This is a genomic window from Streptomyces sp. NPDC058620, from assembly GCF_042717135.1.
GTDB lineage: Bacteria > Actinomycetota > Actinomycetes > Streptomycetales > Streptomycetaceae > Streptomyces.
The window spans coordinates 1-11,548 of record NZ_JBHXQO010000103.1 but is presented as its reverse complement, the minus strand read 5'-3'; the positions used below and the strand labels follow the sequence as shown (position 1 = coordinate 11,548).

The window sequence follows — 11,548 nt, the reverse complement described above, 5'->3', positions numbered from 1 at the left end:
GCCTCTCTCCCCCGGGCCACCCCGCGCCCCCGGCCCCGGCCCCCCCCCCCCGGGCCCCCCCCGGCGCGGTGTTCGCCCGCTTCCGGCGCCGCCGGGCACCGCCGGAAGCGGGAAATGGGGGAATCAGGCGCGTTCCATGCAGACCAGGCCGTCCCGGGTGTCCCAGGAGTCCACCACGGTGAAACCGAGCCGCTCGTAGAGCGCGATGGCTCCGGTGCGCCAGCTCCACACGGAGAGCGCCACCGGGCTCGCGCCGATCTGCGCGGCATGATCCAGCGCGCACGCGACCAGCGCGGACGCCACACCGGCGCCCCGCATCGCGGGGTCCACCCACAGGCGTCTGATCTCGGTCCGCCCGTCGGCCGGGGCGGTCACCACGAGACAGCCCACCGAGGCGCCCTCACTCCTGGCGATCACCACGACGTCGTCGGCGAAGGCGCTGTGCGGCGACAGGATCTCCGTGCGGTACCGCGCGGGCAGTGCGTCCGCGCGCTCAACGGCCCGGCCCTTCTCGGCCTCGGTGCGCAGGTGGTACGCGGTCAGCAGGGCGGTGAGCCCGTCGGCGGGGGAGAGGTCCCGGCCTGCCCGACGGTGTATGAGCACAGGGGGCCGGTCGATCATGCCAGCAGCATGACACAGGCCGTCGGGAGAAGCGGAGCGTTTCCCTCCGTCAGGCGGCGGACCGCACGCTCGTCCCCGCCGCAGCGGCCCACTCCATGAGCAGCCGCTGGTACTCCGCCTCGTCCTCCGGAGACAGGTATCCGCCCGAGCGCTGCCACAGGTCGCGAATCGCTTGATTGACGACGGAGGCGGAACGCACGGAACCGGACGGGGACGGAGAGGTGGACATAGACACAAGGCTACGACCCCGATCCGACAATCCGACACATTGTGCGACGGGGATATCCCTCACATCTCCACATCGGCCAGGTTTATGGCTGATTCCGATCGGCGTGTCATGGTGTCCGCGTCAGTTCCAGCGCGAGCAGGCCGTCCGGCCGCTCCTCCACCGGCAGGTGCTCGACGAAGCGCACCGAGCACCCCAGCGCCGCCGCGCCCCCGTCGGCGTGCCGGTCGTCACCGACCATCACCACCTCGGCCGGCTCCCGGCCCAGCAGCGCGCAGGCGGTGCGGAACAGCCGCACGTCGGGCTTCTGGATGCCGTGCTCGAACGACAGCACATACGCGTCGACCAGGTCGTCCAGGCCATGGGCCCGGAAGACGGGCCGCAGATCCCAGCCGATGTTGCTGACCACGCCGACCGCGGTGCCCGCACGGCGCAGCCCGCGCAGCACCTGTTCCGCGTCCGGGTAGGGACGCCACGCCGCCGGTGACATGTGGCGGGCGTACAGGGCGTCGTACAGACCGGGATCGGGCAGGGCGACCTGGCGGGCGAGGCCGGTGTAGGCGCCCCGGTGAAGTTCGGCACTCCGGTCGCGTTCCGCCCAGGCGGCCGTGAGGTGTGGCGGAACACACGCGGGAGGCGGGCCGCCGGGCAGCGCTCCGGCGGATGTCAGCTCGCGGACGTACCCCTCGAACGCGTGCCGTTCGACGGTCAGACCGCGCTGGTCGAGAACGGTACGCAGCCAGGAGTGGACCGACTCGATGCGAAAGAGGGTTCCGGAGAAGTCGAAGAGCGCGCCGGTGAACGTCATGGCCCGATCCTCCCCGCCTCAGGAACTACGGGGCAAGGCCGCCCTTCTGTGTTCCTGGCGGGCCCGGAAGGCGGTGTATCCGACGATCGCGAACGCGGCCGCCGCCGCGCCCAGCAGTATGCCGCCCACCACATCGGTCATCCAGTGGACGCCGAGATAGATCCGGGTGAAGCCGACTCCGAGGACCGAGACGACCGCCGCTGCCAGTGCGGTCCTCCACCACAGCGCCGCCGCTCCGTGCAGGCGCAGCAGCCACAGCAGGAGGGCGCAGGTCACCACCATCGTCATCACATGGCCCGAGGGAAAGGCTGCGTAGTGCGCGGAGTCCACCGGGTCCGGCCACTGGGGCCTCTTCCGGCCGAGGGCGGCTTTGAGCCCTTGCTGGACCAGTGTGGAGAGCGCGCTCGTGGCGGCCACCCAGACGGCGAGCCACCGGGCGCCCCGCCACCACAGGGCGATCACCGTGACGGCGATCACGGCGCGCATCGTCCAGGGGTCCCACACCCAGTCCGTCAGCACGCGGTTGACGTGCACCAGAGTGGGTTCGTTCACGGCGCTGCGATGCAGGGTGCCGGCGATCGTGCGGTCCACCGACATGAGCGGGGACCAGCTCACCGCCACCAGGGTCACCAGCGCCACCGCGAGGGCCGCGCAGACGGTGCCCGTCAGCATGAGGCGTGGGTCGGTGCGGCGGTGGTCGGCGTCGGAATGGCGTGGGGGGTCCATGAGGCGCATGGGGTGATCCTCGCCGACGTTCGCCTCGACCGGCTAACCCAGCGCGCGGATTCCGGGTGCGAACGCCACCAGCAGAGGTACGGCGGGCAGCAGGGTGGCCGCCGCGGTCAGTCGCAGCTTGCGGCCGGCCGTGAGCCGTTCCGTGGGCGCCAGCAACCGGTTCACCCGCAGCGGGACTTGGGCGTCCGTCGGCGGACAGGGGCCGAACACGCCCCGGTCCTCGTTGAGCCCGACCAGTGCGAGCGCGGTCGTGAGCCGGCCGAAACGGCGCGATGCCACGTCGTCGGCGGCGAGTTCGACGAGCCGGTGCATCTCCCCGCGGAACGCGGCGAAGACGGGAACCTGCGGAAAGCCCGTGGCCAGTGCGCCCGAACAGTGCAGTAGCCAGTCGTGCCGCGCCCGCGCGTGACCCTGCTCGTGCGCCAGCACCGCATCCAGCTGACGACCCTTCAGCCGGCCGAGCGCGGCGGTGGTGATGACGAGTTGGGGCGCGGTGCCGGGCAGCCACCAGGCGTCGGGACGCTCACCCTCCAGCACCACGAGCCGCCCGCCACCGGGCTCCTCGCCGGGCATCAGCGGCGAACGGACCAGCAGTTCCGTGCGGCGCCGCGCACGGCGCGACTGCGCCCGGCGGATCTCCCGCACCAGCATGGCCAGCGTCCACGCACCGCCGAGGGCCAGCAGCACGGCGATCACGGCGGACCAGGGGCCGTACGCCGCGAGGGCGTACGCCTCGACCACCGCGTGCGGCGCGGGTGCGAACACATGCCCGCGCACGGCCTGCCAGGCGGCGGAGGCGCTGAACATCATGGAGAGGCCGAACGAGAGGAGCACCCCCGCCACGACGCACTGCCACACCCACAGGGCCACCACCGGCTCGCGCTCCGGCCACTGCGCCCGTGCCATCAGGCTGGGGGTCACGAGGGCGGCCAGTGCACCGAGCAGCAGCAGCACGAGGGAGACCAACATGCGGTCAGCCTATGAGCGCCGTGTGGTCGCGGGTATGGCTGCGCCCGGCAAGTGACGTACGCCACGGCCCATCCGGCATCCTGTCTCACAGGGTGAGCAGCATCGCGAACATGGCTATGCCCATCGTCAGCCGGCAGGCCAGTGCCACCTCCGGCTGCGCCTCCCGGCCCGGGCCGTCTCCCGGCGCCCCCGCCGTGGCCGCCACCGGGATCAGCCGGCCCGCCGACGTCAACACGTAGAACGCGTTGTACGCCAGCAGCAGCCCGGTCAGCAGGGGGATGCCCCCGGCGGACGCGGCGGCACCGTGCCCGGCGTGCCCGCCCCCGCCCGGTGCCATCGCCACCGCCATGTAGACCATCGCCAGCGAGCCGACGAGATGATGCAGATGGTGCTGAAGGTGGTGCCCGCCGCCCCGTATGAACCAGAGGGCGCGCAACGCCGCGCCGCCGAACAGCACCGCGTACACGGCCCAGGTCCAGGCCGGCGGTGTGAGCAGTGCGGCGGGCACCGCCATCGCGGCCATACCGAAGCCCATCGCCGCTTCCGCGCGCGCCGCTCTGCGCTCCTCCCCGGTCGCGCCGCGCGTACGCAGCAGGCAGTAGGCGCCCGCCACCCCGCACAACACCATCAGCAGCCAGCCGGACAGCGCCGGTCCGTGCACGGCGCACCTCCCCCTCAGGCGTACGACACCGGTGTCGCCCCATCGATGCCCGGATTCGGACCTCCTGTACCCGGCGCATTGAGGTGCAGGGGAGCGCGGACGGGCCCGCGGGGGGCGGTCCGGGCCGGGTTAGTCTCGTGCGGCACCGTCGGCAGCACAGAAAACGGAGAGCACCACCATGGACACGGCCCCGCCCCGGGACTCCGGACCGCTCACCTTCCGCGACGCGACCGAGGACGACGTGGCCGCACTCGTGCGGCTCATCGAATCCGCCTATCGCGGCGACTCGAGCCGCGCCGGGTGGACCACCGAGGCGAACATCCTCCAGGGGCAGCGGACGGACGCCGAGGGCGTCCGGGAGGTCGTGACCGCGGAGGCGGGCCGCCTGCTCGTGGTCGAACGCGACGGAACGCCGGTCGCCTGCTGTCAGCTCGAACACCGTGGCGAAGCGGCGTACTTCGGGATGTTCGCCGTGCGACCTGAGCTTCAGGGCGCGGGCCTCGGAAAGGCGATCATCGCCGAGGCCGAGCGCACGGTCGTGGAGAGCTGGGGTGTGCGGGAGATGCACATGACGGTGATCTCCGTGCGTGAGGAGCTGATCGCCTGGTACGAGCGCCGGGGCTACCGCCGTACGGGAAAGCTGACCCCCTTCCCGTACGGCGACGAGCGCTTCGGTGTTCCGCAGCGCGACGATCTCGCGTTCGAGCTGCTGATCAAGGACCTGAGCACCCCCTGACGCGCCCTACGCGGTGAAGCGGCCCGCGCGGCGGATCTCGGGGTAGTCCGTCGTCGCTCCGTCGAGGCCGAGCGCGCGCACCAGGCGGAGGTGGTCCTGCGTGTTCACCACCCAGCCGATCACCTTCAGACCCTCGCTGTGCGCCCGCTCGACGGTCTCCAGGGTGAGGCGGCGGATGTTCAGCGCGAGCGTGGCCGCGCCCACCGCCTTCGCCCGCTCCACCACGTCGACGCCCCAGCGGCTGGCGATGAGCGCCGTCCGTACGCCCGGGACCAGCTGCGCGATCTCGGCGACCGCCTCGTCGTGGAACGACGACACCTCGACCCGGCCGACGAGATCGCGCCTCAGCATCACCTCGGCGAGGGCCCGCGCCGCGGCGACGTCCTTGATCTCGGCCTGGAGCGGCGACGCGACGGCGTCGAGAACCTCCTCGAAGACCGGCACCCGCTCGCCCTGCCCGGCATCGAGCTCACGCAGCTCGACCAGTGTCTTCTCGGCGATCGGCCCCTTGCCGTCGGTCGTGCGGTCCACGGCGGCGTCGTGCATGACGACGAGCGCACCGTCCTTGCTCAGATGGAGGTCGAGCTCGATGGCGTCCATGCCGGCCTGTTCCGCGTGGGTGAAGGACCGCAGGGTGTTCTCCGGTTCGACACCCATGACCCCGCGATGGCCGATGGTGAGAAAAGTCAAGGCAATCTCGCTTCCGTCGACGACTCCCCGCGTGCGGCTCATACCCACGCGGCACTACGGCACTACGGCATGCGGAGCCTAATGGCCCGCCCCTCGGGAAGGACCGGCCGTGCACACTCGGCAACCGCGCCATGTCGCCGGGCATGCGGACCCCTCGGCGAGGCCGACGGAACCCGCGCCGCCCCGGCACGTCACAGGAAAAATAGCGGTTGCCCAGGGGGTCAACAGGATAATCTTCGGACCTCCACTTGTCCGAAGTGACCGCACACAGATACGGTTGCTTCACGCGAGGTTCTCCCGTGGAGGAAGTGTTATGACGGAAATTCTTGTGCACGACGTCACCGACGGCGCCATAGCGACTGCCCTGCGGGTGGTCGAGCACTCTGCCTGGCCCGCGCTCAAGGACGCCGTGGAGGAGATCCGTCCCTGGCAGTCGAAGGACGGTTCCATCGACTTCGGTGCCGAGCACGCGCCGTCGCCCGCGACGGCCGCCGCGACGCTCGACCGTGTGGTCAGCGCGATCGACGAGCTCTCCCCGCTGCTCCCGCACGACGCCGCGTACCACCGCGCCCTCGTCGCGGACCTGCGCCGCTGGGCCGCGGAAGGTTTCGGCGTGCCGGACTTCCTCGACTCGCTCCTGGCCTTCCAGCCGGCCAAGAGCCGGGCCGACGGTCTCCAGCACCTGGTCGTCTTCGCGATGTACACGCAGAACGGCAACCCGGACCGCAATCTCGAAGCGGTCGTGCTGCGGATGGTCTGGCCGGAATGGCTCGCCGAGCTCGAAGCCACGCGTTACGACAACCCGCTCTTCTGCGGCATCACCTTCGAGGACTTCACCTCGGGTTACGACACCAACTCTGCGGTCCTCTTCCCCGAGACCATCGCCGTGCGCGAGGCCCCCGAGCGCTTCAGCTGGGGCGGCATCTTCTGCGACCGCGAGGCCGCCCGCTTCCGCCGGGTCACCGAGGCGTCCGTCGACCTCCTGGGCGTCGAACTGCCCGAGGACATCCGCGAGATGATCGGCGACCAGGCCCGTTGCGAGCAGGCGTTCGTGCTCTGGGACATGGTCCACGACCGCACCCACAGCCACGGCGACCTGCCGTTCGACCCGTTCATGATCAAGCAGCGCCAGCCGTTCTGGATGTACGGCTTGGAGGAGCTGCGCTGCGACCTCACCGCCTTCAAGGAGGCCGTGAAGCTCGAGGCCGAGGGCAATGCCCACGGCCGCGACGTGCAGTTCGCGGTGCTCTTCGACCGGATGTTCCGCTTCCCCGTCACCGGCGAGCGCGTCCGCAACTACGACGGCCTCGGCGGCCAGCTCCTCTTCGCGTACCTGCACAAGCACGACGTGCTGCGCTGGACGGACAACACGCTGAAGATCGACTGGGAGCGGGCACCGCAGGTCACCAACCAGCTCTGCGGCGAGATCGAGAAGCTCTACCGGGACGGCATCGACCGCCCCAAGCTGGTCCACTGGTTCGCCGCGTACGACCTGGTGTCGACCTACCTCTCCCCGCACCCCGGCTCCCGCTGGGCCAAGGGGCCGGACGCCCTGGACCTCACGCAGCCGCCGCGCAAGCTCGTCGACGACGTGCTTCCGGACGAGTTTCCCCTGAGCATGTTCTATGAGGCACTCTCCAAGAAGCTGAAGAACGTGATCGCCTCCACCAAGGGGATCACCGCGGCCGATGCCGGGCAGGCAGCCGCGTGAGCGCTCGTCCCAAGGAGGCGGAGTCCATGACCGGAACGACGGGTAACGGCACCGGGAGCGCACTCGAAGGCGCGGTCATCGCGGTGGCGGGAGCGGCGGGACCGGCCGGCCGGGCCACGCTGATGAGGCTCGCCGAGGCCGGCGCGACCGTCGTCGCCTCCGACGCCAACCCCGAGCGTCTCGCCGAGGCCGTCGACGCCGCTCGCTACGCCCACGGCGGCGCGACCGTCACCGGCGACACCGTCGATCTGCTCGACCTGGCGGCCGCCAGGGAATGGGCGGACAAGACGGAGAAGGAATTCGGCCGCATCGACGGCCTGGTGCACCTCGTCGGCGGGTGGCGCGGCAGCCGTAGCTTCGCCGAGACCGACCTCGCCGACTGGGACCTGCTGGAGAAGCTGCTGATCCGTACGGTCCAGTCCACCTCGCTGGCCTTCGAGCAGGGCCTCCAGCGCAGTGACCGGGGCCGCTACCTGCTCATCAGCGCGGCGGGAGCGAGCGCGCCCACCGCGGGCAACGCCGCCTACTCCGCCTCCAAGGCGGCGGCCGAGGCGTGGACGCTCGCGCTCGCCGACGCCTTCCGCAAGGCGGGGGGCGACGAAGGTCCGAAGGCCGCGGCTGCGATCCTGGTCGTCAAGGCGCTGGTGCACGACGCGATGCGTGCCGAGCGTCCGAACGCGAAGTTCGCGGGCTTCACCGACGTCAAGGAGCTGGCCGAGGCCATCGCCGGCGTCTGGGACCTGCCCGCCGGAGAAGTGAACGGAAAACGCCTGTGGCTGACCCCGCAACCGTGAAGACCGACGCGCGTCGTCACCACGATCCGCAGGTACGCGGCTTCGCCAGTGACAACTACGCGGGCGCACACCCCGAGATCCTCGCCGCCCTCGCCCTCGCCAACGGCGGCCACCAGGTCGCCTACGGTGAGGACGACTACACCGAGCACCTCCAGCGGGTCGTGCACAGCCACTTCGGTTCCAGCTCGGAAGCCTTCCCGGTCTTCAACGGCACCGGCGCCAACGTTCTCGCCCTCCAGGCGCTGACCGACCGCTGGGGCGCCGTCATCTGCGCCGAGTCCGCGCACATCAACGTGGACGAGGGAGGCGCGCCGGAGCGCATGGGCGGCCTCAAGCTGCTCACCGTGCCGACGCCCGACGGCAAGCTGACGCCCGAGCTCATCGACCGCCAGGCATACGGCTGGGACGACGAGCACCGGGCGATGCCGCAGGTCGTGTCGATCACCCAGAACACCGAACTGGGCACCGTCTACACCCCCGACGAGATCCGCGCCATCTGCGACCACGCCCACGGGCACGGCATGAAGGTGCACCTCGACGGGGCCCGGATATCCAACGCCGCCGCGTCGCTGGACGTGCCCATGCGTACGTTCACCAACACGGTCGGCGTCGACGTCCTCTCCTTCGGGGGGACGAAGAACGGCGCGATCTTCGGCGAGGCGGTCATCGTCCTCGACCCGGACGCGGTCCGCGCGATGAAGCACCTGCGCAAGCTGTCGATGCAGCTCGCCTCCAAGATGCGTTTCGTGTCGGTCCAGCTGGAGGCGCTGCTGTCGCGTGACCTGTGGCTGCGCAACGCCCGCCACGCCAACGCCATGGCGCAGCGGCTCGCCGAAGGCGTCCGCGGCGTGGACGGCGTGGAGATCCTGCACCCCGTGCAGGCCAACGCCGTGTTCGCGCGGCTGCCGCACGCGGTGAGCGAACGGCTGCAGAAGCGCTTCCGTTTCTACTTCTGGGACGAGTCGGCCGGGGACGTCCGCTGGATGTGCTCCTTCGACACGGCGGAGGAAGACGTCGACGCCTTCGTGCAGGCGCTCAAGGAGGAAATGGCGAAGTAGTTTTCGCATACCTATGCGGTCGACCGGAAAAGCCACTGGCTTCCGGTCGACCGCTTTCCTATGCTCCCGTGGTCATGCCCCGTGGTCATGCAGCTCACTCAGAGCCGCGTGCGAGCGCCCTGGCGCCAGTTCGCCCCCATGACGATCGGCGAGCTCGACGCCGCGGGCGCCGAACTCGCCGAATCGCTGGAGAAACTGGGCCCCGGGGCGCGGGTCACCGTCCACGCCCCCGGCTGACGCCCGGGTCGGGGGCGTCAGCGACCGCGTCAGCCCTGCTCGCGCACCTCGGCGGGCGTCGGGGCCGTACCGCCGAGATGGGCCGGAACCCACCACGTGTCACTGGCGTCCTTGGGACGCACGGGATAGGCGCGCTGCGCGGCTTCGAGGAGCTCCTGCACCCGGTCCCGCAGCCGCCGGGTGATCGCACCCGCGTACTGGTCGGTGGGGGCCTCCATCGGCTCGCCCACCCGGATGGTGACCGGGATGTGGCTGCGCCCGAAGTTACGGGGCCGCCCCTTCGTCCAGATCCGCTGAGTGCCCCACAGCGCCATCGGGATCAGCGGTACGCCGGCCTCCTGGGCCAGACGTGCCGCACCCGACTTGAAGCTCTTCAGCGTGAACGACTGCGAGATCGTCGCTTCGGGGAACACCCCGATGATCTCGCCGGACCGCAGCGACGCGAGCGCGTGCGCATACGCGTCCTCGCCCTGGTTGCGGTCGACGGGGATGTGCTTCATTCCCCGCATCAGCGGGCCGGAGATCTTGTGCCGGAAGACCGATTCCTTTGCCATGAAGCGCACCAGTCGCTTCTGTGGCAGAGCGCCCAAGCCGGTGAAGATGAAGTCCAGGTAGCTGATGTGGTTGCTGACCAGAACCGCACCGCCGGTCTTCGGGATGTGCTCCGAACCCTGAGTGTCGATCTTCAGGTCGAGCGCCTTGAACAGGGTGAGAGCGGCGCCGATGACCGGCCGATAGACGAGTTCTGCCATCTGGAGAAGACCCTTCTTCAGTGCCTGGGGAGGTTCTCCCGGCGGAAGTTACGCAGCCGTAGGTTTTCGGCATTGGGCCGATCGTGCCCCATGCGCGACGCCGTGGCCAGCCCCGGCGGGGACGGGGCGCGAGATTCTCATCACGTGGAACCTCCGGGAATGTCTCACTGCCGCTCGGTGCTGACCCTTTGCGATGAGCTCTGACAGGAGGCCGACGGTGGACGGGCAGACACGTGCCGACAGGCTGGACGCGGCCCAACTCGGCGTGGAATTGGGGGAGCGGGCCACGCTCGTGCAGTTCTCCAGCGCATTCTGCCAGCCCTGCCGCGCAACCCGCCGCACCCTCGCCGAGGTGGCCGGCATGATCGAAGGTGTCGCGCACGTCGAAATCGACGCCGAGGCACATCTCACTCTGGTGCGCCGGCTGGACATCACGAAGACGCCGACCGTCCTGGTCCTGGACGCGGACGGCAGGATCGTCCGCCGCGCCGCGGGCCAGCCACGCACGGTGGATGTCGTCGCGGCTCTGGGGCAGGCGATGTGACGGACCGTGATGCATCTCCCACATCGCGGAACGCACTTGACTGCACCCGCCACGCATCGTCAGTCTGACGCTATGCCGCCAGAACTCCTTCTCTTCGGCCGGGCCCATGTCGACCTGGCCCGCAACGCGAGTGCGCGCTGTCCGGGTGTCTGAGCACCCACGGCCCGGTACGCACTCCCAGCAGAAGGACAGTTCCATGACGGCTTCGCCCGAGCTCGAAAGCCCCCTCACCGCCTCGCCCGACCTCCTCCGCTCCGTCTTCCGGCAGCACGCCGCAGGCGTGGCCGTGATCACCGCGGCCGGCCGGGCCCCGGTCGGGTTCACCGCGACCTCCCTGAACTCCGTCGCCGCGGAGCCGCCGCTGATCTCCTTCGGCGTGGGGACCTCGTCCTCCAGCTGGCCGGTCCTCGCCGAGGCCGAGCACATCGGTGTCCACATACTCGGGGAGCATCAGCAGGAACTGGCCGCCACATTCGCGCGCAGCGGCGCCGACCGTTTCGGCCCGTCCACCGACTGGCGTAGTGGGCCCGAAGGTGTGCCGGTACTGGGCGGAGTCCTCGCCTGGCTGGTGTGCCGTGTCGTGGCCCGGGTCCCGGCGGGGGACCACCGCATCGTCATCGCCCAGGCCGTGGTCGGCGACCCGGCAGGAGGCGGCCGGCCGCTCGTCTACCACCAGGGCCGCTTCACCGCCCTGCGAGACTGATCCCGCCCAAGGCGCGGCAGGGCTTCGGGGCGTTGGGCAGATCACAGTCCAAGCGCTTGCTTATGCGTGAAGCACTGGGTGTACTGATTAGTAATATTCAGGTCGGAGCGTCGGTCGCTACGACCGGAAACCGCCCCATCAGGCGCCTATGCTGCGAGCAACAAGGCAGCCCGGAAATGACGATGCAGTAGGAGAGCCGGCGTGAGCTTGAGGATCGTTGTCTGTGTGAAGTACGTGCCCGACGCGACTGGTGATCGGCATTTCGCTGATGACCTGACGGTGGATCGTGAGGATGTGGACGGT

15 protein-coding genes and 1 pseudogene are annotated in these 11,548 nt (G+C 70.2%); 8 read left to right on the top strand and 8 right to left on the bottom strand.

Translation table 11 applies throughout. The features are described 5' to 3' along the window. Window positions 1-123 precede the first annotated feature (123 nt). The 6 genes from ACFWSK_RS36740 to ACFWSK_RS36715 all read right to left on the bottom strand — a co-directional run bounded on the left by ACFWSK_RS36740 (window position 124) and on the right by ACFWSK_RS36715 (window position 4,020). A complete protein-coding gene (locus ACFWSK_RS36740; RefSeq protein ID WP_383796252.1) occupies window positions 124-621 on the bottom strand; it encodes a GNAT family N-acetyltransferase in 498 nt (165 codons plus the stop codon). Between the two features lie 49 nt (window positions 622-670). Next, the gene (locus tag ACFWSK_RS36735) at window positions 671-850 is read right to left on the bottom strand and encodes a hypothetical protein (protein WP_383796249.1); all 180 of its coding nucleotides are present in this window, start codon (window positions 848-850) and stop codon (window positions 671-673) included. Window positions 851-956: 106 nt separating this feature from the next. After that, on the bottom strand, window positions 957-1,655 hold the full coding sequence (locus tag ACFWSK_RS36730; protein WP_383796246.1) for an HAD family hydrolase: 699 nt from the start codon (window positions 1,653-1,655) through the stop codon (window positions 957-959). A gap of 18 nt (window positions 1,656-1,673) precedes the next feature. Beyond that, window positions 1,674-2,381 (bottom strand): phosphatase PAP2 family protein, encoded by a 708-nt coding sequence (locus ACFWSK_RS36725; RefSeq protein ID WP_383796257.1) that lies wholly within the window; start codon window positions 2,379-2,381, stop codon window positions 1,674-1,676. A 42-nt stretch (window positions 2,382-2,423) separates the two neighbouring features. After that, the gene (locus ACFWSK_RS36720; protein ID WP_383796243.1) at window positions 2,424-3,359 is read right to left on the bottom strand and encodes a M56 family metallopeptidase; all 936 of its coding nucleotides are present in this window, start codon (window positions 3,357-3,359) and stop codon (window positions 2,424-2,426) included. Window positions 3,360-3,444: 85 nt separating this feature from the next. Further along, window positions 3,445-4,020, bottom strand: coding sequence for a DUF5134 domain-containing protein (locus tag ACFWSK_RS36715; RefSeq protein WP_383796241.1), 576 nt, complete (start codon window positions 4,018-4,020; stop codon window positions 3,445-3,447). Window positions 4,021-4,198: 178 nt separating this feature from the next. Here ACFWSK_RS36715 and ACFWSK_RS36710 point away from each other — a divergent pair, with 178 nt between their 5' ends. Continuing rightward, window positions 4,199-4,756: a GNAT family N-acetyltransferase gene (locus ACFWSK_RS36710; RefSeq protein ID WP_383796237.1), complete on the top strand. Its 558-nt coding sequence runs from the start codon at window positions 4,199-4,201 to the stop codon at window positions 4,754-4,756. Window positions 4,757-4,762: 6 nt separating this feature from the next. Here ACFWSK_RS36710 and ACFWSK_RS36705 read toward each other — a convergent pair whose 3' ends face one another. Next, window positions 4,763-5,446: a glycerophosphodiester phosphodiesterase gene (locus ACFWSK_RS36705; protein ID WP_383796235.1), complete on the bottom strand. Its 684-nt coding sequence runs from the start codon at window positions 5,444-5,446 to the stop codon at window positions 4,763-4,765. Between the two features lie 313 nt (window positions 5,447-5,759). On the opposite strand from ACFWSK_RS36705, the gene ACFWSK_RS36700 reads away from it, so the two are divergent. The 4 genes from ACFWSK_RS36700 (at window position 5,760) to ACFWSK_RS36685 (ending at window position 9,246) form a co-directional block, all read left to right on the top strand. Further along, a complete protein-coding gene (locus ACFWSK_RS36700) occupies window positions 5,760-7,157 on the top strand; it encodes a DUF6421 family protein (RefSeq protein WP_383796232.1) in 1,398 nt (465 codons plus the stop codon). 26 nt (window positions 7,158-7,183) lie between these two features. Further along, entirely contained in the window at window positions 7,184-7,951 is a 768-nt protein-coding gene (locus tag ACFWSK_RS36695) for an SDR family NAD(P)-dependent oxidoreductase (RefSeq protein WP_383796229.1), read from the top strand. Continuing rightward, a complete protein-coding gene (locus ACFWSK_RS36690) occupies window positions 7,948-9,009 on the top strand; it encodes a threonine aldolase family protein (protein WP_383796254.1) in 1,062 nt (353 codons plus the stop codon). Before ACFWSK_RS36695 ends, ACFWSK_RS36690 begins: the two co-directional genes overlap by 4 nt. 87 nt (window positions 9,010-9,096) lie before the next feature. Then, a complete protein-coding gene (locus ACFWSK_RS36685) occupies window positions 9,097-9,246 on the top strand; it encodes a hypothetical protein (RefSeq protein ID WP_383796226.1) in 150 nt (49 codons plus the stop codon). A gap of 29 nt (window positions 9,247-9,275) precedes the next feature. On the opposite strand, the gene ACFWSK_RS36680 is transcribed toward ACFWSK_RS36685, so the two are convergent. Continuing rightward, a complete protein-coding gene (locus tag ACFWSK_RS36680; RefSeq protein WP_383796224.1) occupies window positions 9,276-9,998 on the bottom strand; it encodes a lysophospholipid acyltransferase family protein in 723 nt (240 codons plus the stop codon). A 217-nt stretch (window positions 9,999-10,215) separates the two neighbouring features. On the opposite strand from ACFWSK_RS36680, the gene ACFWSK_RS36675 reads away from it, so the two are divergent. From ACFWSK_RS36675 to ACFWSK_RS36665, 3 genes and pseudogenes are all read left to right on the top strand, one after another. Continuing rightward, window positions 10,216-10,542, top strand: a complete 327-nt coding sequence (locus ACFWSK_RS36675) for a TlpA family protein disulfide reductase (RefSeq protein WP_383796221.1) — start codon at window positions 10,216-10,218, stop codon at window positions 10,540-10,542. A gap of 196 nt (window positions 10,543-10,738) precedes the next feature. Continuing rightward, a complete protein-coding gene (locus tag ACFWSK_RS36670; protein ID WP_383796218.1) occupies window positions 10,739-11,245 on the top strand; it encodes a flavin reductase family protein in 507 nt (168 codons plus the stop codon). 201 nt (window positions 11,246-11,446) lie between these two features. After that, window positions 11,447-11,548 (top strand): annotated as a pseudogene (locus ACFWSK_RS36665) (electron transfer flavoprotein subunit beta); the annotation flags it as partial.